The following is a 21,026-nucleotide window of genomic DNA, read 5'->3' on the forward strand; positions in this document are numbered from 1 at the left end:
TGAGCTGATCCCGATCCACGCCGGTCTTGTAAAGACGATTCACCATCCGCGAATCGTACCTCAACTTCCCGAAATCCGCGAAATTCTTGCCCAGCCTGGCAGCGCAACCCGGGACACCTGCGTCTGCGATTACGAGCACCCCGGGTTACGCTTCGCTCCACCCGGGCTACGGCCAATTCGCGATGACGCCTATGGAGCCTCGCACAACCGCCGGATCAGCGCTGTGATCCGCCCGTTCGGCGACATCATCTCGTCCATGATTGAAAAATGATCGGCGCCGGGAATCTCCTCATACGTCACCGGCAAACCATAATCGGCGCGGTGCCCGGCGAAATCGGCGGTCTGCTTGCGCAAGAGCGGCAGTTCGCCGCTGCCGACCACCAGCGACAACGGCTTGAGCGGCCCGCCGGCCTGTCGCATTGGTGAATTGCGGTGGGAGGCCGCCTCGTCGAGCCCGAGCTTGACGTTGAGATAGCTCATCCGGATCGGCTCGAGGTCGTAGATGCCACTGATCGCGACCCCGCCCCGGACATGCTGATGCGACAGCGCCATTGCGGTCAGATGACCGCCGGCCGACCAGCCGGAGACGACGATGCCATTTTCGGCCGCTCCCAGCGCCGGCAACTGCTTGGCGAGGAAGTCGGTGCCGGCGTGGATCTCGGCGACGATCTCGTCGAGCGTCGCCTCCGGCGCGAGCGTGTAGCCGATCAGCGCGACATTGATGCCATGCGCCATCGGTCCTTCGGCCATCACCGTGAAGAACTCCTTCGACCGCATCTGCCAGTAGCCGCCATGGATGAACAGCAGCGTCGGCGCGCGCTCGCCCGCTTTCAGGAAATCGATGCGGTTGCGCTCGCGCGGGCCGTAGCGGAGATCGATGTGATTGGGATAGCGCTTGCGCAACTCCGCAGAACGCTCCCCCCACCCTCCGACAATATCACCGCTGCCTACAACTGCGGCACCGTTGTTCAAACCGCGGTCACGCTCCTCCTGGCTCATGGCGCGCCAATCGAGCGCAGAGAAGGGTGTCGTCATCAGCAGGTCTCCGGTTCCGGCCATTCCCCCAGCACGTTTCCACTTTGCCGGAAAATGGTCTAGAGCACTAGCTCCCTCCGCTGTTACGAACTGCAATCAATGGAGATGCAAGTGACGGATCAAGGCCTGGTGCGGGAGAGCGCCTGCACAGTCGTCGACAAGTTGCGGGCGGGCGAGGTCACACCGCTCGACCTGCTCGACGTCCTTGAAAAATGGATCGCCGAGGTCGACGACAAGGTCAACGCGCTTCCGATCCTGTGCTTCGACCGCGCGCGGAGGCACGCCGAAGCGCTGATGCAGAAGCCGGCTGCCGAGCGCGGCCTGCTCGCGGGCCTGCCGGTACCGATCAAGGATCTCTTCAACGTCGAGGGCGTGCTGAACACGCAGGGATCGCCGATCTTCAAGGATACCGTCGCCACCAGGTCCGACATCGTCGTGGCACATCTGGAAACGAATGGCGGTGTGGTCTACGCCAAATCGAACACGCCAGAATTCGGCGCCGGCGCCAACACCTTCAATGAAGTGTTCGGCGCGACATTGAACCCTTGGGATACGTCGCGCTCGGCATCCGGCTCTTCCGGCGGAGCGGCGGTCGCGCTTGCGACCGGAATGGCGTGGCTTGCCCACGGCACCGACATGGGTGGATCGCTGCGCAATCCAGCCAGTTTCTGCGGCATCGTCGGAATGCGGCCCAGCATCGGCCGCGTCGCCCACACGCCAAGCGGCATGATCGATCGCAACCTGACCGTTCACGGCCCGATGGCGCGCAACGTCGAGGATCTCGCGCTGTTGCTCGACGCCATGAGCGGCGAGTACGCCGCCGACCCGCTGTCGCTGCCGGCGCCGACGACGTCGTTCCTCTCAGCGGCGCGCTCCCGCAAGAAACCGAAACGCATCGCCTATTCGCCCGACCTCGGCATCACCCCGGTCGATCCAGAAGTCAGGGCGGTCACGCGGAAGGCAGCGGAACGCTTTGCCGAAGCAGGCGCCATCGTCGAGGAAGCACATCCCGGCCTCAGCGAAGCCCATGAATGTTTCCACGTGCTGCGCGCTTTCGACTTCGCCGTCACCAAGGCGGCGCTGCTTCGCACCAAACGCGACCTGCTTAAGCCGGAGGTGATCTGGAACATCGAGGAAGGCCTGAAGTTGACGGTCGAGCAGATCGAACGCGCCGAGGCCCAGCGCGTCGCCATGACGGCACGCACCCTCGAATTCTTCGGGACCTACGACCTGTTGCTGACGCCTGCGACCATCGTCGCGCCGTTCCCGATCGAGAACCGCTATGTCGCCGAATGCGACGGCAAGACGTTCGACAATTACGTGGAGTGGCTCGGCATCGTCTATGCGATCACACTTGCGTGTTGTCCGGCGCTGTCCCTGCCCTGCGGCTTCACCACCTCCGGCCTGCCGGTCGGACTGCAGATGGTGGCGCCGCCGCGCGGCGAGGCCAACCTGCTCGCCGGCGCCAAGGCGCTGGAGGATATTTTGGGCGTGCGCGGTACTACGCCGATCGATCCAAGGGCGGCGAGATAAGGATATCTCCCCTCATGGTGAGGAGGCGCAGCGCCGTCTCGAACCATGAGGCCCCTATCTCACCCGGGGCCATCCTTCGAGACGCCTGCTCCGCAGGCTCCTCAGGACGAGGGTTATCGAGAGGAGAGAAGCGCCCATCGGCAATTGCGCCGACGATATTCGACATGCTACGCGGGCCGCAGCCGCTCCTGATGCCGTGAGAAGTGTCGGGCCGGATGATCAAATTGCCGTGCGTGGAGTTCCAATATGACAGATCAGGCCGCTGGGATCGCCGACGAGCCCCTCGACATTCGTGACGTCGAACGTCGCATCAAGGCGATCTTCATCGGCTCGGTCGGCAATCTCGTCGAGTGGTACGACTTCTACGCCTACACCGCTTTCGCGCTGTATTTCGCGCCGGCGTTCTTTCCCGGCAACGATCCGGTGGTGCAGCAGTTCAACGCAGCCGTGATATTCGCCGCGACTTTCCTGATGCGGCCGCTCGGCGGCTGGCTGTTCGGCTTCATCGCCGACCGCTATGGGCGGCGGCTGTCGCTCACGGTTTCCGTGGTCTGCATGTGTTTCGGCTCGCTGATCATCGCGGTGACGCCGACCTACGCCACGATCGGCTTTGCCGCGCCCGCGATCCTCGCATTGGCGCGCGTGATCGAGGGCCTTAGCCTCGGCGGCGAATATGGCGCGAGCGCCACCTATCTCAGCGAGGTCGCCGACGCCAAGAATCGCGGCTTCTATTCGAGCTTCCAATACGTCACCTTGATCGGCGGCCAGCTCACCGCGATCATCGTGCTGCTCTTGCTGCAGAAGGTGTTCTTGACGCCGGAACAGCTAAAGGACTGGGGCTGGCGAATTCCCTTCGCGATCGGCGCGGCGCTTGCCGTGATCGCAGCGGTGATGCGGCGCAGCCTGCAGGAGACCGACGCCTTCGAGGAAGCAAAGAAGGTGAGCAAGCCGACCGGCTCGATCACAAAACTCCTGAACTACCCGCGCGAACTGCTGCTGGTGGTCGGGCTGACCGCGGGCGGCACCGCGGCGTTCTACACCTTCACCACCTATATGCAGACCTTCGTCAAATTGTCGGTGGGCCTCACCGAGGACCAGACCACGTTCGTGATCTTCGGTTCGCTGATTTTCGCGACCATTCTGCAACCGCTCTACGGCGCGCTGTCCGACCGCATCGGCCGCAAGCCGCTCCTGATCTTCTTCGGCGTGGTCGGCACGCTCGCGACCGTGCCGATCCTGACCGCGCTGAAGGACGCCAAGACGCCGTTTATCGCGTTCCTGTTGATCTGCGCCGCCTGGATCTTCACCGCCGGCTACACGTCGATCAACGCCGTGGTGAAGGCCGAACTGTTTCCGACCAATGTCCGCGCGCTCGGCGTTGGCCTGCCCTATGCGATCACGGTGTCGCTGTTCGGCGGTACGGCACCGGCGATCGCGCTCTATTTCAAGAGCCTCGGGCACGAACAATGGTTCTATTATTACCTCAGCGGCATGATCTTCCTCTCGCTTCTGATCTATGCAACCATGCGTGACACCAAGCATGAATCGGCGATGCATCGCCACGAGTGACGCCAAAGATTGACCAATGGCTGATGACCAGGAGCCGCCGCCGGAAAGCAAGCTGACGCGTAGCAAGGAGCGCTGGGCACGCGAGGGCCGCTTCCTCACCGGCAGGATCTCGCGTCCCGAGGAGCAGCGCCTGCCGCCCGGCCAGCATCTCACCCGCGACTGGCCGACGCTCGATCTCGGACTGACGCCGGAGATTGCGCGCGAGCGCTGGCGGCTCGACGTCTATGGCGCCGTGGAACATCCGGTGTTCTGGGATTGGACGCAGTTCACCGCGCAGCCGCAGTCGCAATTCGTCTCCGACATCCATTGCGTCACCACCTGGTCACGCTTCGACAATCAGTGGCAGGGCCTTGCGACCCGCGATCTCTTGGCCGCCTGCGAGCCGCATGAGGATGCGCTTTTCGTGGTGCTGCATTGCTATGACGGCTACACCACCAATCTCGCACTGGAGGATTTTGCCGCCGAGGACGCGCTGCTCGCCCATAGCTGGTCAGGCAAACCGCTGACCGAGGAGCATGGCGGCCCGGTGCGGCTCGTGGTGCCGCATCTCTATTTCTGGAAAAGCGCCAAATGGCTGCAGGGGATCGAATTCCTCACGCGGGATGCGCCGGGCTATTGGGAGGTCCGCGGCTATCACAACCGCGGCGATCCCTGGAAGGAAGAACGTTACTCGGGTGATTAGCCATTGATGGCGCCATTCCTCGCCTCTCCCGCAGGGAGAGGTGAAGGAAAAAAGCGATGGAGGGTAGCCGTGCCGACTGAACGCTTCCAATTCGCAAGCTCGGAAGGACACCAGCTCGCCGCCGCGCTGGATACGCCTGACGGCGAGATCAACGCTTACGCGCTGTTTGCGCATTGCTTCACGTGCGGCAAGGACGTGCTGGCGGCCAAGCGCATTGCGGTCGCGCTTGCCGCCAAAGGCATCGCGGTGCTGCGCTTCGATTTTACGGGGCTCGGCTCCAGCGAAGGCGATTTCGCCAATTCGACCTTCTCCTCCAACGTCGTCGATCTCGTTCGTGCCGCCCATCATTTGCGCGAAACCCGGAAAGCGCCAGATCTCTTGATCGGCCACAGCCTCGGCGGCGCTGCGATCCTCGCCGCTGCCGCGCAGATCCCTGAGGCGAAGGCCATTGTCACCATCGCCGCGCCCTCCGATCCCGCCCACGTCACCCATTTGCTCAAGGACCGCGTCGAGGACATCCGCGAGCAAGGCGAAGTCGAGGTCTCGCTCGCCGGCCGGCCGTTCCGCATCAAGCGCGAATTCTTGGATGACGTCGCCGAGCAGAATCTGCTGGCGCAGGTCGCAAAGCTGCACAAGGCGTTGTTGATCATGCATGCGCCGACCGACGATACCGTCGGCATCGAGAACGCCACCAAGCTGTTCATCGCGGCCAAGCACCCCAAGAGCTTCGTCTCGCTCGCCGACGCCGATCACCTGCTCACCGACAAGCGCGACACCACCTATGCCGCCGACGTCATCGCGGCCTGGTCCGAGCGCTATATCGGGCCTGCAGTGCTCGGGCCTGCCGCGGATCTCACCGAGGCGCCGCGCCGTGTCGTGGTGCGCGAGACGCGCAACAGCAAATTCCAGCAGACCGTCACCGTCGGCCCGCACCGATTGCTGGCGGACGAACCGGCCGCAGTCGGCGGCGAGGACTCAGGTCCCGGCCCCTACGATCTCGTGCTCGCGGGACTTGGCGCCTGCACCTCGATGACGATGCGCCTGTACGCCGACCGCAAGGCGCTGCCGCTCGATCGTGTCACCGTGACGCTGACGCACAGCAAGATCTACGCCAAGGATTGCGAGGAGTGCGAGACGCGCGAAGGCATGCTCGACCAGATCGACCGTGTCATCAAGATCGAGGGCCCGTCGCTCGACGACGACCAGCGCAAGCGGCTGATGGAGATCGCCGACAAGTGCCCGGTGCACCGCACGCTGACGTCGGAGGTGCGGATCGTGACGAAGGCGGAGGATTGAGAATCTACATTGGCGTCATTGCGAGCGAAGCGAAGCAATCCATGCCTCCACTTGCTGAGGCATAGATTGCTTCGTCGCTTCCGCTCCTCGCAATGACGGCATCAATCCATCACGGCCGCAGGATCACCCTGTCGCGCGACGAGCCGGCCACGGCGAGGAATGCGGCCTTCGCCTGCTCCAGCGGATAGATCGCGCTCGCCTTGATCGGAAACGGCTTCAGGTGCCCGCTCGCAAATCCCGGGCCGAGTTCACGCAGCACCGCGCCGGTTGCGATCGACGACAGGCCCAGCGTGTCGATGCCGACATAGGTGTGCTGGCCGCGATAGAATTCGAGGATATTGAACTGCACGATGCGGTCGACAGCCGCGATCAGGATCTGCCGTCCGCGCAGCGCCAGCGATTTGTGCGCGGCCTGGAAATAGGGATCGCCAACCGTGTTGAAGACGATGTCGGCGCCCTTGCCACCGGTGAGCTCGCGCACGCGCGCCGCTACATCGGTGCTTGAGGCATCGATCATCTCGACCTTCGCGTTGCTGTGTCCTTCATAGGGCTCGCTCTTGCGCGCCACGCCGATGACACGCGCGCCTCGCCAGGTCGCGATCTGAACCGCCGCCTGCCCGACCTTGCCGTTGACGCCCATCACCAGCACGGTCTCGCTTGGCTTCGGCAGGCCGGCGCGGCGAAAGCCCTCGATCGCCGTGACGAACGGCACGCCGATGCCCGCGGCCTCCTCCCACGAAATGCCCTTCGGCTTCTCCACCACCGCCTCGGACTCGACCGCGAGATGCGTGGCATGCGTGCCGTCGCGGCGAATGCCGAGATCGCCGGACGAGCCGAACACCTCACGCCCGACCCACCCCTCGGGCCCGTCGATCACGACGCCGGCATAGTCACGGCCCGGCGTGCGCGGAAACACCGCGTAAGGCATCAGTCCGGTCGCGGCCTTCACGTCAGATGGATTGACGGCGGCAGCCTTGATCTCGATCAGCACCTCGTTCGCCGCGCGTGACAGCGCATGCGTTTCCACGGTCGGCGCAAGCGCGGCGGGGTTATCGGCTTTGGCTAGCAGGCGAACGCAGCGGGCTTGGACTGTTTGGGTGCAGGGTGTCGGCATTGAGGTGTCGGTCCGTTAGGCGGGTTGGGTGGACGAGTGCGGCGATCTTCGTGCCGATAGCTGGCGCAGAGCCGCATAATCGCCGCGTATAAACGCCTCCTTCTTGGCCCTGCTCCATTTCTTGAGCTTGCGCTCATTCTCGATCGCGTCGGTGATGCGATCGAACCATTGCGAATAGACCAGCGTCACCGGTCGGCGCGTCGCGGTATAGCCGCCAACCGTTCCGGAATTATGCTGCGCTACTCTGATCTCGAGCGCGGTCCGCGTGATCCCGATGTAGAAACTCCCATCGGCACATCGGAGAATATAGAGAAACGCGCCCTCAGCCATATTCCATCTCCCCAATCCCCACTCTCACCCCTCATCCTGAGGAGCCGCAAAGCGGCGTCTCGAAGGATGTGGCCACCAACCGGGCCTCATGGTTCGAGACGGCGCTTGCGCGCCTCCTCACCATGAGGGGAGAAAGTTACGCGCGTGGCTTGCGCCTGTCGAGCACTCGCCTTGCCGCCGCAAGCGAACCTTTAGCCCCTCATCCTGAGGAGCGCGGAACGCGCGTCTCGAAGGATGTGGCCACCGACCGGGCCTCATGGTTCGAGACGGCGCTTGCGCGCCTCCTCACCATGAGGGGTGACGGCTACCCCCTCGGCCGCTTGTCGTAAACCCGTTTGGCCTTGCCGAGCGAGCGCTCGAGGGTTTCGGGGGCGACGGCTTGAACGCGTGCGGTGATGCCGATTGTGTTCTTGATGAAGATCGAGACTTTCTCGGCATGCGCGGCAAGGCCGCTGCCGTCCCAGCTTTCGGGGCGGGCTTCGGCGAGCACTGTCATCTCGTCCATGCGGCCTTCGCGCGAGAGTTCGATGATGAAATGGCCGCCGCACCAGTCGGTGGCGAGCAGCGCCTCCTCGATCTGGGTCGGGAACACGTTGACGCCGCGCAGGATGATCATGTCGTCCGAGCGTCCCGTGACCTTCTCCATCCGCCGCATGCCCGGCCGCGCGGTGCCCGGCAGCAAGCGCGTCAGGTCACGGGTGCGGTAGCGGATCACGGGAAAGGCTTCCTTGGTCAGCGAAGTGAAGACCAGTTCGCCCTTCTCGCCGTCAGGCAACACATGCCCGGTCTCGGGATCGATCACTTCAGGATAGAAATGATCCTCCCAGATGTGCAGCCCGTCCTTGCTCTCCACACATTCCTGCGCGACGCCGGGGCCGATCACCTCGGAGAGGCCGTAGATGTCGGTCGCGTCCATATCGAAAGCGTGCTCGATCTCGACGCGCATCGCGTTGGTCCAGGGTTCGGCGCCGAAGATGCCGAACTTCAGCGACGATTGTCGCGGCTCGAGCCGCTGCCGCCTGAACTCGTCCAGGATCGCCAGCATGTAGCTCGGCGTCACCGTGATGATGTCGGGCCGGAAGTCGTTGATGAGCTGCACCTGACGTTCGGTCATGCCGCCGGAGACCGGCACCACGGTGCAGCCGAGCTGCTCGGCTCCGTAATGCACTCCGAGCCCGCCGGTGAACAGGCCATAGCCATAGGCATTGTGGATGATCATGCCGCGGCGGCCGCCGGCGGCACGGATCGAGCGCGCCATCACCTCCGACCAGATGTCGATATCGGCCTGCGTGTAGCCGACTACGATCGGCTTGCCGGTCGTGCCGGAGGACGCATGGACGCGCACCAGTTTTTCGCGGGGCACCGCGAACATGCCGAACGGGTAATTGTCGCGCAGGTCGGTCTTGGCCGTGAATGGGAATTTCGCGAGGTCGGAAAGCTCGCGGAAATCGGACGGATGCACGCCGGCCGCATCGAAGGCGCGCTTGTAATGCGCGACGTTGTCATAGGCATGCTGCAGCGACCAGGCCAGCCGCTTGGTCTGCAGCGACATGATCGCATCGCGCGAGGCGCTTTCGGCCTCGTCCATCTCAGCGCTGTAACCACTTCCCGTCGACTTGAGCTTTGGCATGGCCATGGCGCGTTTCCTTCGATCGTCTATTTTTGCTTGGTCTCGTTGTCCGCTGTCGGCAGCCAGGTGCCGCCGATCACGCGGGAATGGCCGCGGAATTCGGCGATCACATCATCGCCTGCGGTGACGCGGACGTCATAGATTCCGGATCGTCCGCTGCGCGAGATCTCGCGCGCCGTGGCGATCAGGCGGTCGCCGAGCCTGCCGGGCCTGATGAAAGTGATGCTGCCTTGCGCGGCGACGACGCGTTCATTGTGGCTGTTGCAGGCAAAGGCGAACGCGGAATCGGCCAACGTGAAGATGAAGCCGCCATGAGCGATACGCTGGCCGTTGACCATGTGCGGCGCAATCGTCATCGCAAGCGTCGCCTGCCCCGGCTTGATCTCAACGATCTCCATGCCGAGGCCCTTGCTGGCGTCGTCCTCCTTCCACATCGCCTCGGCGCAGGCGCGCGCAAGGTCTTCAGGCGAAAGCGTGGCCTTGACGTTCACGTTCAACTCCCCTGTCTTCGGGCCCGTTGAATGGACCTCTTGGCATTATTTGTGAGACGCACTGCCCTGCGTGTCAACGCGACTTAAAGCTCTATACGTGGTCGTAATCTACGACGACCTTGTCCGAGCACGGCCGCGCCTGGCAGGTCAGGATGAACCCGGCCTGCAATTCCCAGGGCTCCAGCGAATAATTCAGCTCCATCTCCGCCTTGCCCTCGACGAGCTTGGCGCGGCAGGTCGAACACATGCCGCCCTTGCAGGCGAAGGGCAGGTCGATACCGGCGCGCAGCGCCGCGTCGAGGATGGCTTCACCATCCGCTACCGGCACCTCGCGGCGCTTGCCGTCGATGATCAGCGAGGCCATCGCCTTCGGCGGCGCGCCCCGCTCCACGATCTTTTTCGGCCGCGGCTTGCCGCCGAACTCGGAGACGAAACGCTCGACGTGGATCTTGTCATCGCCGAGGCCAAGTTCACGGCAGGTTACCTCGATCTCTTCGCTCATCCCGATCGGGCCGCAGATGAAGACGTGATCGACACTTGCGGCCGGCACCAGCGAGCGCAACAGCACCCTCACCTTCTCGCCATCGAGCCGGCCATGCAGGATCGGGATGTCCTGCTCTTCGCCCGAGATCACATGGAACAGCGAAAACCGCTGCATGAAGCGATCCTTCAATTCCTCCAGCTCTTCGAGGAACAGCATGCCTGAGGTCGAGCGATTGCCGTAGAACAGGAAGAAGCGGCTTTGCGGCTCGCGCGCCAGTACGCCCTTGATGATCGACAGGATCGGCGTGATGCCGCTTCCCGCGGCAAAGCCGACATAGATCCGCGCCTCCTCCGGTGCCGGCGCAACGCCGAAGCGGCCGGTCGGCGTCATCACGTCGAGCTCGTCGCCCGTTTTGAGGTCTTCGGCGGCCCAGTTCGAAAACGCGCCGCCATCGACCTTTTTCACGGCGATGCGCAGCTCGCCATCATCGGGGCCGGAACAGATCGAATAGGATCGGCGCACTTCCTCGCCGTCCAGCATCGTGCGCAGGGTCAGGTATTGGCCGGGCGCAAAGCTGTAATCGCTTGCGAGCTCCTTCGGGATCGCAAACGTCATCGATATCGCGTCCGCGGTCTCGCGGCGCAGGTCGTGGACGGCAAGGCGATGGAAGCGGGGCGCGAGCGACATGGTCAGTGACACTTGAAGTAATCGAATGGTTCGCGACAACTTCTGCAACGCCACAGCGCCTTGCAGGAGGTCGAGCCGAATTCGGACAGGAGTTCGGTGTCTTCGGAGCCGCATTGCGGGCACGCTACGTGCTGCTGGCCGAATAGCGCGCGGCGCGAGCTGCCGGGCAGCGGCGGCGCGATGCCGTACTCCTTCAGCTTGCGGCGGCCGTCCTCGCTCATCCAGTCGGTGGTCCAGGCCGGCGACAGCACAGTGCGGATTTTCGGGCCGCGAATGCCTTCGCGCTCCAGCGCTAGCTCGATCTCCAGCGCAATCATGTTCATGGCGGGGCAGCCGGAATAGGTCGGCGTGATCGCGACCTCGACCTGCCCATCAAGAACGGCGACATCGCGCAGCACACCGAGATCGGCGATAGTCAGCACGGGAATTTCGGGGTCAACCACCTGCGCAGCCGCCTCCCACGCGCGCCGGCGCAGATCGGCGTCGCTGATGACCGCGGTCACCATGTCGCCCTCGGAAACGTTCGCTGCAGCGACTGCAATTCGCTGAGGAGATGGCCGAGATGCTCGCTGTGCCGGCCACTGCGGCCGCCCTGCTGCATCCAGTTGCTCGCGGGTAATGCGAGCGTGGCCTCATTCACGACGGCAGTAATCGTCTTCAGCCATCGCGGATACAGCGACGCCGGGTCGACAGCGATGCCAGCATCGATCAGGCCGCGCTCAGAGCCATCGACGGAAAACATCTCGCCGGTGAAGGACCAGAGATCATCAATCGCGGTCTGCGCGCGGTGATGGCTTTCCTCGGTGCCGTCGCCGAGCCGGATGATCCATTCCGACGAATGCCTGACATGATAGGCGCTCTCCTTCTCGGATTTCGCCGCGATCGCCGCGAGCGTCGCATCCTTCGACTGCATCATCGCACGCCAGTAGAGATCGGCGAAGGCGGCATGGAAGAACTGCCGCACCATGGTGCGTGCGAAATCGCCGTTCGGCTGCTCGACCAGGAGGAGATTGCGGTACTGCCTGACGTCGCGCAGATAGGCGAGCTTGTCCTCGTCGTTGTCCTTGCCCTCGACCTTGGCGGCGTAGGTATAGAGCTCGCGTGCCTGTCCGAGCAGATCGAGCCCCATATTGGCGAGCGCCATGTCCTCTTCCAGCGTTGGCGCGTGTCCGCACCATTCCGACAGGCGGTGGCCCAGGATCAGCGCATCGTCGGCGCGCCGCAGCGTGTAGAGCACGAGCGGCGTTTCGGAGATTTCAACATTTGCAACGGCCATGGCGATCCACCTGCTTGTTCACTCGTCATTGCGAGGAGCGAAGCGACGAAGCAATCCACATCTCGGCAAGTGGCAACATGGATTGCTTCGCTTCGCTCGCAATGACGGCTACATATGTCCGACTTCCTCGGGCACGTCGTAAAACGTCGGGTGCCTGTAAATCTTCGACTCCGCCGGCTCGAACATCATGCCCTTCTCGGCCGGGTCGGAGGCAGTGATCGCGCTCGACGGCACCACCCAGATCGAGAGGCCCTCGCCGCGGCGGGTGTAGATGTCGCGCGCGGCCTGCAGCGCCAGCGTGGCGTCGGCGGCATGCAGCGAGCCGACATGCTTGTGCGCAAGGCCGTTGCGGCTGCGGATGAAGACTTCCCATAGCGGACTATTCGGCGTGGCCATCTCGGCCTCCCTATTCGGCTGCCTGTGCGAACTGCCGGCGCTTGCGCTTTTCGGCGTAAGCAGCCGCCGCCTCGCGCACCCAGGCACCCGCGTCATGCGCCTTGCGACGCGCCGCGAGACGATCGCGGTTGCAGGGGCCATTACCCGCCAGCACCTGCTTGAATTCCTCCCAGTCGATCGGGCCCGGCACCCAGTGGCCGGCTTCGTCCTGCTTCATCTTGGGGTCGGGAATGGTGAGGCCCAGGAATTGCGCCTGCGGCACGGTCGCGTCGACGAATTTCTGCCGCAGCTCGTCGTTGGAGAAGCGCTTGATCTTCCATTTCGTCGAGGTGTCGCTGTGCTGGCTGACCTTGTCGGGCGGGCCGAACATCATCAGCACCGGCCACCACCAGCGGTTCAGCGCATCCTGCGCCATTGCCTTCTGCTCATCGGTGCCGCGGCACAGCGTCAGCATGATCTCGAAGCCCTGGCGCTGATGGAAGGATTCCTCCTTGCAGACGCGGATCATCGCCCGTGCATAAGGGCCATAGGAGCAGCGGCACAGCGGAATCTGGTTCATGATCGCGGCGCCATCGACCAGCCAACCGATGGTGCCGATGTCGGCCCAGGTCAGCGTCGGATAGTTGAAGATCGAGGAATATTTGGCCTTGCCCGTCAGCATCGCGTCGACGAGCTCTTCGCGCGAAGTGCCGAGCGTCTCGGCGGCGGCATAGAGGTAGAGCCCGTGGCCGCATTCGTCCTGCACTTTTGCCAGCAGCGCGGCCTTGCGGCGCAGCGTCGGCGCGCGCGTGATCCAGTTGCCCTCAGGCAGCATGCCGACGATTTCGGAATGGGCGTGCTGGGAAATCTGCCGCGTCAGCGTCTTGCGATAGGCCGCGGGCATCCAGTCGTTCGGCTCGATGCGATCGTCGACATCGATGCGCGCCTGGAACACGGCGGCGCGCGCGGCGTCCTCGATATTGCGGTCATCTGCGTCAGACGTATTCAGCGCCTGCGTGTACACGGCCGACCTCCCGAATTTTATTGTCCTTGATCTATATCAAAATTTCAATTCTTGCAAGTATTCTTGTAACATATTCACGCATCCTCAAACCGCCGCGAAAGTTCCACGCCGGGCTTCGGCAACGGCCCATTCTCAGTGGTCGCATGCCGGTCAAGCCATTGTTCGGACAAGGCAAGCACGCCGCGATAGATTTCGCCGCAGAGCTTTCGCGCTGCACTCCCCGGCCAATCCCTTGGCAACAGCGCGGTCGGCAGCAGCGGATCGCGCAGCACCACGCGGCGGTAGTAATGGATCAGGAGGATGCGGGCGGTGAAAGCGTCGGCATCCGTGAGTTCCTCGCCGCGCACAAGCCAGCCGCGCAGCGGCTCGAACGTCCTGATGAATTTCTGATAGGCATCCGCGGTGCGATCGAGCGGCCAGCTCTCGCTGAGCAGTCGCCGCCCGTTTTCATCTTCGGCCGAGACTTCCAGACGGATGGCGCTAGAGGCCTCATCGGGGATCGGCACGCCCGACGGCGCGACCCACACGCCCGGCAGCGGACTGCCGAAGCCGGCGTTCTTCAGCGCCTCGCGCGCGGCGTCGCGATTCTCGCCATTGCCGATCAGCAGCAATTCGAAACGCCCGGTCCAGTCCGACGGCGGCGGGTCATAGATATGCCTGGTCGCGGTGTCGAAGGTTTGCCGCCCTTTCTCATTCAGTCGGTAGAAGCTGTTGCGGCCGACCTTGTTGCGCTCGAGCCAGCCGTCGGCGGCGAGCCGCGACATCGCGGTTCGCACCACGCCGCCATCGATGTCGAGGAAGGCGAAGAAATCCAGGAGCGTGCCGAGCCACACGCAGCCGCCGCGCGGGACGATAGCGTCGCCGAACACGGTGATGACGATGGAGCCGGTGCGCGACGGTTCGCGCTTCAACTGGTCGATGATGCGGTCAAGCGGCTGCGGCATGCGCCCACGCATACCGCGTTTTGCGCGCGCGCGACAACGTTGCTTGTGGTGGGCGGCGGGGCTTCATCCTTCGAGACGGCCGCTACGCGGCCTCCTCGGGATGAGGTCTGGCAAAGGCGCAAGCTGTCAGCCCCTCATGGTGAGGAGCGCGGAACGCGCGTCTCCGGACGATGCTTCGCATCGCCTTGAGAACCATGAGGCCCGGAATCTACCGGTTCGGATCAGGATAAACCATGGCGCGCCAGCCGCTCCGATCGAACGGCGCCCACTCCCCTTCGCGCTGCGCCAGACGATCGGCGACGGCGTAGACGGCGGCGGGATGGTGGCCCATGCCGCAATGGCTGCTTTCGACCTCGATGCTTTCCGACATCGCCGAGGCCTGTTCGCGGCAGCCCTGCCAGGCGCAGATGCCATCGGTGCGGCTGAAGATCGCCGAGGTCGGCACCGGAGGCGCGCCGGCCAGCGATCCGCCGAAGCGTGGATCCTCTTCTTCGGCGCGGCGGCCGCTCGCGATCTCGTAGACGCGCCAGGCGTTGGTCGATTTCGGCCCGGCGGCGAATGGGCTGCCGAGCGTGATCACCTGGCGCACGCGCTCGGGCATCATCTTGGCGAGCTGGCGCGCATAGAGGCCACCAAGGCTCCAGCCGACGAGCGAGACCTTGCGGCCATGGCTGTCGTTCATCTCCTGCACGAGATCGACCATCCCCTGCTGCACGCCCGTACGCAGGCCGAGATTGCGGCCCTGGCGCCAGCCGCTCACCGCATAACCCTTGCTGCTCAGGAACTCGCGCAATGGCCGTGTCGAGAGATCCGATGCGACCAGTCCCGGCAGCACCAGCACCGGATGACCATCGCCGCGCGGCGCGAGGCTCAACAGCGGCAGGGCGCCGAGGAAGGCGCCGAGTTCATGGATGGCGCGCCCTTCCAACAGCATCAGCGTCCTGGACGGCGGGCGAAGCGTCTCTGCGGCAAGGGACATGCTATCTCCTTCGCGCCGGCCTTCGCGTTGCAGCAGCCGGCCAATGGATCAACGGGCAATTAAAGCTAGGGAAACGGCCTTCTTCTTTCAAGCGAACCAGATCACACAGATCACAACAAAAACGCCCGCGTGCCCGATCTGTCACACGAGCCGCAGCAGGTATTCGATGGTGTACAGGATCAATCCGGCAAGGCCGCCGATCAGCGAGCCGTTGAAGCGGATATATTGCAGGTCCCTGCCGACATTGATCTCGAGCAGAGAGATCAATTGCTGCATGTCCCAGGCCTTCATCTGATCGGCGATGAAGGTCGAAACGCCGCTCTTCTGGTCGGCGACCACCGTCCGGAGGATCGCGACCAATCCCTCGTTGATCTCGGCGCGCAACTCGGCGTCGCCGGCCAGCGCCTCGCCCGCCTCCACGAACATCCTGGCGAGATACTGCTGCAGCACCTGCGTCTCTCCCGAGGCGCTGCGCTCGATGAAGTCCTTCAGGTTCGACCAGATGTTGCGCGCGAGGCCTTCCAGCTCCGGCCGCGCCAGCAGATCGCGCTTCAATCGGTTGATGCGATCGGCAAAAGCGCGATCGCTGCCGAGCCGCTCGACGAACGACAGCAGCATGCGGTCGAACTCGCCGCGGAACGGATGCTTCGGATCGTCGCGGACCTCCTCGAAGAATTTCGTCGCGGACGCGATGATCCGGTTCACGACAAATTTGTCGGCGCGGTAGAGTCTCAAGAGCGTCGGCATTTCCGCGCGGACCTTGTCGCGGATGACAGCCATGGTCTCCTTCGTCGTCAGCGTCTGGTGCAGGACGCGCAGGATGTCGTCGAGCAGGCCCTCGTGCTTTCCCTCCTGCACAAAGCCGCGTAGCGTGCCGGCGGCAAGCGGCGCCAGATCGATCGCCAGCAGTTGCGCGGTGACACGGCGGCTGACGAACTTCATCAACCCCGAATTCTCCGTCGCCGAAAACGCCTCCGGCAAAAGGCCCAGCACGAAGCGGGCGAGATCGGTCGAGCGCTTGCGGTCGCGCAGCCAGTCGGCGATGAAGGCGCCGAAATCGATCTCGCGCAGCTTGGCCTCCACCGGCCCTGCTTCGAGGAAATTCTTCTCGATGAATTCGCCGAGCTTCTCGGCGATGCGGCCCTGATTGCTCTGGATGATCGCGGTGTGCGGGATCGGCAATCCCAGGGGACGCTTGAACAAGGCGACCACCGCATACCAGTCGGCGAGCCCGCCGATCGTGGCAGCCTCTGCAAACGCCGCGATGAAGCCGAAGACGGGATGCACGGGCAACAGCGCTTTCGCGACGAGGAACAGCACGAACGTCGCAGCTAACACCCCGGTCGCCAGCCACTTCACGCGCCGCAACTCCGCCGCGCGGATCGCGTCGGCGGGAGTGGCGATGGTGAAGGTGGCGGGAAGGGTCATGACGCTTTCGCGCAAAGATTCATGTCGAGACACAGTAGCCGTCATTGCGAGCGAAGCGAAGCAATCCATGTCTCAACGCGGGAGAGATGGATTGCTTCGTCGCTACCGCTCCTCGCAATGACGGAGAGCGCAACATCGACGATGTATGGAAACGGAACTCAAAAAAGAAGGCCCGCAACCGGCGGGCCCTTCGGAAAACCAAAGTTGGTAGGCTTGACGCAATCAGGCGGTCTTGGTGTAGACCTTGGCGAAATTGTCCTGCGCGGACTTCGCACCTTCGGTGACGAGCTTGCCGACATATTCGGCCGCAGCCTTGGTCCGCGAGACGAACACTTCGCCGCGCGCACGCACCAGGTCCGACTGGATCTGCACCGCTTCGTTCAGCGACTTGGCGGAAGCCAGCTTGTCGATACCGTTGAAGAACGCTTCCGCGTCCTGATAGAACGCCTCCTGGATATTGCGGCTGATCTTGGCGGCCTCGGAAACCGAACCGGCAACGGCGGATTCGATCACGGCGGTCACCTTCTCCGAGCCGGCGTGCAGGTCGGCGGCGCGAACCTTGGCGGTCTCGGCCTGCTTCTTCACGAACTCACGCGCGGCTTCCGGCACTTCCAGGTTCTGCAGCTTGCTAAAAGCTTCAGTCACAGGCGCAAAGGCCTGCTTGACGCTATCAAAAACGGAATTGGTCTCGGTCGTCATAGGGTCTCTCCATCCTCGGTTAGAGCTATGGGCTCACCCCGTCCAAATCTGGCCCAGGGCGCCATCCTTATGCCATGGTTAATGGTGCATCGCAATATCAATTGTGCGATGCAATATCACAAATCCGTGAGCAGCTATAATATCAGGCGAACTGCCCGTCCGGCGGGCGGCAGGCTGGTCAAACCTATTGCTGGACCGCCCCCGGCAGGCCGTAGGCCTCCATCTGAGCCCGAACTTGCGCCACATTGTGCCCGAGCACCACGATGTCGTGGGTCGCGCCGGCGGCATCCCGGACGTGGTCGCGCAGCAGCGCCTCGGCCCTGAAGCCGAGGCTTTCGAACAGCGCAATCGCGCCCCGCTGGTCGACCGTCATCTGCACCGAGAGCTTCTCGAGGCCAGCGCTGAGCGCAATGGCAAACGTCTCCTGCGACAGCGACCGCCCCACCCCCTGCCCACGGACGTCCAAGGACACCACCATCCGGATCTCGCCGACATGGGGCGACCAGGAGTGGCGGTCGCGCACCAGCGTGCCGCAACCGACCACGGCGCCATCCCGCAGCGCCAGGAGGCTCACGATGTCGCCGCGGTCGATCTCGTTGAGCCACGCCGAAAGCACCTTCGGTTCGCTGATGTTGCGCGGCAGGAACAGCAAATCATGCGTCGGCAGCTTCTGCGCGAAAGCCAGCACCGCGGCTTCATCGGCGCGCGCCATCAGGCGGAATTCGATCTCGCCGGCCTCGGTCTTGACGCGCCGCGGATAGGAACGTGTCTCACTCATGTCGATCGCATCCCCAGCCAGGAATCCAGTTTCGGCCACAGCCGCTTGATCGCATTGGCGCCGGCAACGAGGCTGACATGGCCACCTTTGAGGACCACCTCCTCCTTGTCGGTCGAGCCGACTTTCGCGATCAGGTGTCGCGCCGCCTCATAAGGCACGATGTGATCATGCTCGGCGACGGCGTGCAGGATCGGCACCTTGATGTTATCGAGCTTCGCCGCGCGCCCGCCGACCGACATGGCGTCGTTATAGAGCTTGTTGTCCCACATCAGGTCCTTGGTGATGGTCCGGAAATAGTCACCGGCAAGCGGCAGCGTGTCGGTCGCCCAGCGATCGAACATCCGGTACGACTTCACAAACTCGTCGTTCCAGATGTTGTCCCAGAGCTGCACCTGGCTCGCCGCGCGCGAGGCCGGCCGCAGCATCTCGAACGACGACAGGATCATCTCGGGCGGCATGTTGCCGACGCTGTCGATCAGGCGGTCGACGTCGAAATAACGCCGGTCGGCGAAATTCGAGAACAGCGTCATCTCGCGGAAGTCGATCGGCGTGGTGAAGCAGATCAAATTCTTCATCGGCCCGTCGTGGAAAATCGAGCCATAAAGCAGCGCCAGCACGCCGCCGAAGCAATAGCCGATGACGGAGACATCGGTCTCGCCGGAATCCTGCTGCACCCGGCGGACACAGTCCGGAATGAAGTCGAGGACGTAGTCCTCCATCCTGAGATTCTTCTCTTCCGGTTTCGGCGCGGTCCAGTCGAGCATGTAGGCGTCGTAGCCACGCTTGAGCAGGAATTCGATGAAGCTCTGGCCGGGCACCAGGTCGAGGATATAGCCGCGATTGGTGGTGGCCATCACAATTAGGACCGGCACGCGATAGATTTCGTCCGCCAGCGGCCGGTAGTGGTAGAGCTGCATGGTTCCGCGACTGGCCAGCACGTCCTTTGGCGTGGAGCCGAGCGCGGGACCTGAGCTCGAGAAATATTCGACGCCCTTGATGCTGCGCTGGATCGCGCGCTGCACCTCGGACCGAATGCGCTCCGCGATCGACGCTGCATCGATCTCCAAGGACGCGTTCATCGAGGGCGCGTTCATTTTTTGGCTTGCTCCGCAGGCGGACGTTTGGTGCGCGGCGGCCGCGGCTTGCCGGCTGTCGCGCTTTCCGCATTGCCTGCGCTGCGGTTCATCTGGCTCAGCATCGCCTTGATCTCGTTGAGCTGGCCTTCGATCGATTGCAGGCGCTCGGCCATGCCGACGAGCTGCGCCCGGCTCGGCAGGTTCATGCTCACGAGATATTTCTCCATGAGCTCGACGAACTGCTTCTGCGCACCGGCCGCGACGCCGCCGGCCTGGTTCATCAGCCGGCTGAATTCCGGCGTTCCCATTGCCTTGTTGGCGAAGGAATTGAATCCCTTTTCCATCTCGCCGATCATCGTCTGCCAGATGACGGCGGGATCGTTGCCCTTGTCGGCCATTGGCGCTCTCCCAAATGGTTACGAGCGCTTGCCACGCCTCTCTTTGCTCTCCATACCACACCGTTGCAGGCAACCGGTCAACCCAGGTTGACATTGGACGTCGCGCCAGAAAGCTTCTGCGCCGCGGCAAAGCGTGGCATAGAGTGGTTACTCGAGAACCCAGCCGAGGACGCCCCCGTGACCACCATCGCCCACCGGCCGCCGCAGATGATCCGCGCCAATGGCATCGACATCTGCTACGAGATCTTCGGCGACGAGAGCGCCGAACCGATGCTGCTGATCATGGGGCTCGGCGCCCAGATGATCCATTGGGACGACGAATTCTGCGAACAGCTTGCCGCGCGCGGCTTTCGCGTGATCCGTTTCGACAACCGCGACATCGGCCAATCCGGCAAGCTCACCGGCGGCAAGCGGCTGACGGCGTTCGAAATGCTGAGACTGCGTCTGTTCGGGATCCCCGTCGCCGCTCCCTACAGACTGATCGATATGGCCAAGGACACCGTCGGCCTGATGGATGGGCTCGGGCTGAAGTCTGCGCATCTGGTCGGCGCCTCCATGGGCGGCATGATCGCGCAGGAAGTCGCGATCTCCTTTCCGCAAGCGGTGCGCTCGCTCACCTCGATCATGTCGACGACGGGCAATCCGAAGATCCCGCCGCCGACCCGCGAGGCCGGCGCGATACTGATGGCGCCGCCGCCAAGGACGAAGGGCGAATATATCGAGCGCTTCGCCCAGACCTGGAAGATCCTGCGCGTCGGCTCCTTCCCGGAGGACGAGGCGCTCGATCCTTCGCGGGCGCTGCGCACCTATGAGCGCGGCCTCAATCCCGCCGGCGTTGGCCGCCAGCTCCGCGCCATCCTCGCCTCCGGCAGCCGCAAGCAACGCCTGAGCACGGTGAAGGCGCCAACGCTCGTCATCCACGGCACCGTCGATCCGCTGGTGCACCCGGCCGGCGGCAAGGACACCGCGGCCTCGATCCCGGGCGCCAAGCTCCTGATGATCGACGGCATGGGCCACGCATTGCCGATCCCGATGTGGCCGGAGATCATCGACGCCATCGACCGGCACGCGCATGGCGCTGCGGCGAAGGCGGCGTGACGTTGCGCCCGACTTGCGTAGGGTGGGCAAAACGAAGCGTGCCCACCGTCCAGCATTCTACCCGCAATGGTGGGCACGCTTCGCTTTGCCCACCCTACAA

Annotated in this window: 22 protein-coding genes; 5 read left to right on the forward strand and 17 right to left on the reverse strand. The window is 63.7% G+C overall.

Going from position 1 to position 21,026, the window contains the following annotated elements; all coding sequences use genetic code 11:
- Window positions 1-189 precede the first annotated feature (189 nt).
- Entirely contained in the window at window positions 190-1,035 is an 846-nt protein-coding gene (locus AAFX91_RS02745) for an alpha/beta hydrolase (protein WP_130580824.1), read from the reverse strand.
- Window positions 1,036-1,140: 105 nt separating this feature from the next.
- Here AAFX91_RS02745 and AAFX91_RS02750 point away from each other — a divergent pair, with 105 nt between their 5' ends.
- The 4 genes from AAFX91_RS02750 to AAFX91_RS02765 all read left to right on the forward strand — a co-directional run bounded on the left by AAFX91_RS02750 (window position 1,141) and on the right by AAFX91_RS02765 (window position 6,115).
- Window positions 1,141-2,568, forward strand: a complete 1,428-nt coding sequence (locus tag AAFX91_RS02750; RefSeq protein WP_394565496.1) for an amidase — start codon at window positions 1,141-1,143, stop codon at window positions 2,566-2,568.
- Window positions 2,569-2,814: 246 nt separating this feature from the next.
- Window positions 2,815-4,137 carry an MFS transporter gene (locus AAFX91_RS02755; protein ID WP_130580823.1) on the forward strand — a complete coding sequence of 441 codons (1,323 nt, stop codon included), beginning with the start codon at window positions 2,815-2,817 and terminating at the stop codon, window positions 4,135-4,137.
- 16 nt (window positions 4,138-4,153) lie between these two features.
- Complete coding sequence (locus AAFX91_RS02760; protein ID WP_130580822.1) at window positions 4,154-4,819, forward strand: sulfite oxidase-like oxidoreductase; 666 nt, start codon at window positions 4,154-4,156, stop codon at window positions 4,817-4,819.
- Between the two features lie 69 nt (window positions 4,820-4,888).
- A complete protein-coding gene (locus AAFX91_RS02765; RefSeq protein ID WP_394565465.1) occupies window positions 4,889-6,115 on the forward strand; it encodes an alpha/beta fold hydrolase in 1,227 nt (408 codons plus the stop codon).
- Window positions 6,116-6,224: 109 nt separating this feature from the next.
- Here the strand turns inward: AAFX91_RS02765 and AAFX91_RS02770 are convergent, their stop codons facing one another.
- From AAFX91_RS02770 to AAFX91_RS02845, 16 genes are all read right to left on the reverse strand, one after another.
- Window positions 6,225-7,229, reverse strand: a complete 1,005-nt coding sequence (locus AAFX91_RS02770) for a zinc-binding alcohol dehydrogenase family protein (RefSeq protein ID WP_394565466.1) — start codon at window positions 7,227-7,229, stop codon at window positions 6,225-6,227.
- A 15-nt stretch (window positions 7,230-7,244) separates the two neighbouring features.
- Entirely contained in the window at window positions 7,245-7,559 is a 315-nt protein-coding gene (locus AAFX91_RS02775) for a GIY-YIG nuclease family protein (protein ID WP_130580820.1), read from the reverse strand.
- Between the two features lie 304 nt (window positions 7,560-7,863).
- A complete protein-coding gene (gene paaK, locus AAFX91_RS02780) occupies window positions 7,864-9,195 on the reverse strand; it encodes a phenylacetate--CoA ligase PaaK (RefSeq protein WP_394565467.1) in 1,332 nt (443 codons plus the stop codon).
- Between the two features lie 20 nt (window positions 9,196-9,215).
- A complete protein-coding gene (gene paaI / locus AAFX91_RS02785) occupies window positions 9,216-9,680 on the reverse strand; it encodes a hydroxyphenylacetyl-CoA thioesterase PaaI (RefSeq protein WP_394565468.1) in 465 nt (154 codons plus the stop codon).
- A 91-nt stretch (window positions 9,681-9,771) separates the two neighbouring features.
- Entirely contained in the window at window positions 9,772-10,851 is a 1,080-nt protein-coding gene (gene paaE, locus AAFX91_RS02790; protein ID WP_394565469.1) for a 1,2-phenylacetyl-CoA epoxidase subunit PaaE, read from the reverse strand.
- A gap of 2 nt (window positions 10,852-10,853) precedes the next feature.
- A complete protein-coding gene (paaD, locus tag AAFX91_RS02795; protein ID WP_394565470.1) occupies window positions 10,854-11,357 on the reverse strand; it encodes a 1,2-phenylacetyl-CoA epoxidase subunit PaaD in 504 nt (167 codons plus the stop codon).
- Window positions 11,351-12,127 carry a 1,2-phenylacetyl-CoA epoxidase subunit PaaC gene (paaC, locus tag AAFX91_RS02800; RefSeq protein ID WP_394565471.1) on the reverse strand — a complete coding sequence of 259 codons (777 nt, stop codon included), beginning with the start codon at window positions 12,125-12,127 and terminating at the stop codon, window positions 11,351-11,353. The genes paaD and paaC overlap by 7 nt, the downstream gene beginning before the upstream one ends.
- A gap of 108 nt (window positions 12,128-12,235) precedes the next feature.
- Complete coding sequence (gene paaB / locus AAFX91_RS02805) at window positions 12,236-12,523, reverse strand: 1,2-phenylacetyl-CoA epoxidase subunit PaaB (RefSeq protein WP_027581720.1); 288 nt, start codon at window positions 12,521-12,523, stop codon at window positions 12,236-12,238.
- 10 nt (window positions 12,524-12,533) lie between these two features.
- Window positions 12,534-13,526: a 1,2-phenylacetyl-CoA epoxidase subunit PaaA gene (paaA, locus tag AAFX91_RS02810; protein WP_394565472.1), complete on the reverse strand. Its 993-nt coding sequence runs from the start codon at window positions 13,524-13,526 to the stop codon at window positions 12,534-12,536.
- Window positions 13,527-13,600: 74 nt separating this feature from the next.
- On the reverse strand, window positions 13,601-14,470 hold the full coding sequence (gene paaX, locus AAFX91_RS02815; RefSeq protein WP_394565473.1) for a phenylacetic acid degradation operon negative regulatory protein PaaX: 870 nt from the start codon (window positions 14,468-14,470) through the stop codon (window positions 13,601-13,603).
- A 208-nt stretch (window positions 14,471-14,678) separates the two neighbouring features.
- Window positions 14,679-15,449, reverse strand: coding sequence for a triacylglycerol lipase (locus tag AAFX91_RS02820; RefSeq protein WP_130580812.1), 771 nt, complete (start codon window positions 15,447-15,449; stop codon window positions 14,679-14,681).
- A gap of 141 nt (window positions 15,450-15,590) precedes the next feature.
- Window positions 15,591-16,877, reverse strand: coding sequence for a DUF445 domain-containing protein (locus AAFX91_RS02825; RefSeq protein ID WP_130580811.1), 1,287 nt, complete (start codon window positions 16,875-16,877; stop codon window positions 15,591-15,593).
- Between the two features lie 222 nt (window positions 16,878-17,099).
- A complete protein-coding gene (locus AAFX91_RS02830; protein ID WP_394565474.1) occupies window positions 17,100-17,576 on the reverse strand; it encodes a phasin in 477 nt (158 codons plus the stop codon).
- A gap of 184 nt (window positions 17,577-17,760) precedes the next feature.
- The gene (locus AAFX91_RS02835; protein ID WP_394565475.1) at window positions 17,761-18,354 is read right to left on the reverse strand and encodes a GNAT family N-acetyltransferase; all 594 of its coding nucleotides are present in this window, start codon (window positions 18,352-18,354) and stop codon (window positions 17,761-17,763) included.
- Window positions 18,351-19,433 carry an alpha/beta fold hydrolase gene (locus AAFX91_RS02840; RefSeq protein WP_394565497.1) on the reverse strand — a complete coding sequence of 361 codons (1,083 nt, stop codon included), beginning with the start codon at window positions 19,431-19,433 and terminating at the stop codon, window positions 18,351-18,353. The genes AAFX91_RS02835 and AAFX91_RS02840 overlap by 4 nt, the downstream gene beginning before the upstream one ends.
- Window positions 19,434-19,444: 11 nt before the next feature.
- Window positions 19,445-19,828 (reverse strand): hypothetical protein, encoded by a 384-nt coding sequence (locus AAFX91_RS02845; RefSeq protein ID WP_394565476.1) that lies wholly within the window; start codon window positions 19,826-19,828, stop codon window positions 19,445-19,447.
- Window positions 19,829-20,005: 177 nt separating this feature from the next.
- Between AAFX91_RS02845 and AAFX91_RS02850 the strand changes: the two genes are divergently transcribed.
- Entirely contained in the window at window positions 20,006-20,926 is a 921-nt protein-coding gene (locus AAFX91_RS02850) for an alpha/beta fold hydrolase (RefSeq protein WP_394565477.1), read from the forward strand.
- The last annotated feature ends 100 nt before the right edge of the window (window positions 20,927-21,026 follow it).

The organism is Bradyrhizobium sp. 31Argb, from assembly GCF_043638955.1.
Lineage (GTDB): Bacteria > Pseudomonadota > Alphaproteobacteria > Rhizobiales > Xanthobacteraceae > Bradyrhizobium.

What these genes read in the sequence shown, in the direction of transcription:
- AAFX91_RS02755 (WP_130580823.1), top strand. Translation starts at nt 2,815, where the DNA reads ATGACAGATCAGGCCGCTGGGATCGCCGACGAGCCCCTCGACATTCGT.
- paaC (WP_394565471.1), bottom strand. Translation starts at nt 12,127, where the DNA reads ATGGCCGTTGCAAATGTTGAAATCTCCGAAACGCCGCTCGTGCTCTAC.
- AAFX91_RS02760 (WP_130580822.1), top strand. Translation starts at nt 4,154, where the DNA reads ATGGCTGATGACCAGGAGCCGCCGCCGGAAAGCAAGCTGACGCGTAGC.
- AAFX91_RS02745 (WP_130580824.1), bottom strand. Translation starts at nt 1,035, where the DNA reads ATGACGACACCCTTCTCTGCGCTCGATTGGCGCGCCATGAGCCAGGAG.
- AAFX91_RS02835 (WP_394565475.1), bottom strand. Translation starts at nt 18,354, where the DNA reads ATGAGTGAGACACGTTCCTATCCGCGGCGCGTCAAGACCGAGGCCGGC.
- AAFX91_RS02830 (WP_394565474.1), bottom strand. Translation starts at nt 17,576, where the DNA reads ATGACGACCGAGACCAATTCCGTTTTTGATAGCGTCAAGCAGGCCTTT.
- paaB (WP_027581720.1), bottom strand. Translation starts at nt 12,523, where the DNA reads ATGGCCACGCCGAATAGTCCGCTATGGGAAGTCTTCATCCGCAGCCGC.
- paaE (WP_394565469.1), bottom strand. Translation starts at nt 10,851, where the DNA reads ATGTCGCTCGCGCCCCGCTTCCATCGCCTTGCCGTCCACGACCTGCGC.
- AAFX91_RS02840 (WP_394565497.1), bottom strand. Translation starts at nt 19,433, where the DNA reads ATGAACGCGTCCTTGGAGATCGATGCAGCGTCGATCGCGGAGCGCATT.
- paaD (WP_394565470.1), bottom strand. Translation starts at nt 11,357, where the DNA reads ATGGTGACCGCGGTCATCAGCGACGCCGATCTGCGCCGGCGCGCGTGG.
- AAFX91_RS02825 (WP_130580811.1), bottom strand. Translation starts at nt 16,877, where the DNA reads ATGACCCTTCCCGCCACCTTCACCATCGCCACTCCCGCCGACGCGATC.
- paaK (WP_394565467.1), bottom strand. Translation starts at nt 9,195, where the DNA reads ATGGCCATGCCAAAGCTCAAGTCGACGGGAAGTGGTTACAGCGCTGAG.
- paaX (WP_394565473.1), bottom strand. Translation starts at nt 14,470, where the DNA reads ATGCCGCAGCCGCTTGACCGCATCATCGACCAGTTGAAGCGCGAACCG.
- AAFX91_RS02775 (WP_130580820.1), bottom strand. Translation starts at nt 7,559, where the DNA reads ATGGCTGAGGGCGCGTTTCTCTATATTCTCCGATGTGCCGATGGGAGT.
- AAFX91_RS02750 (WP_394565496.1), top strand. Translation starts at nt 1,141, where the DNA reads ATGCAAGTGACGGATCAAGGCCTGGTGCGGGAGAGCGCCTGCACAGTC.
- AAFX91_RS02845 (WP_394565476.1), bottom strand. Translation starts at nt 19,828, where the DNA reads ATGGCCGACAAGGGCAACGATCCCGCCGTCATCTGGCAGACGATGATC.
- AAFX91_RS02820 (WP_130580812.1), bottom strand. Translation starts at nt 15,449, where the DNA reads ATGTCCCTTGCCGCAGAGACGCTTCGCCCGCCGTCCAGGACGCTGATG.
- AAFX91_RS02770 (WP_394565466.1), bottom strand. Translation starts at nt 7,229, where the DNA reads ATGCCGACACCCTGCACCCAAACAGTCCAAGCCCGCTGCGTTCGCCTG.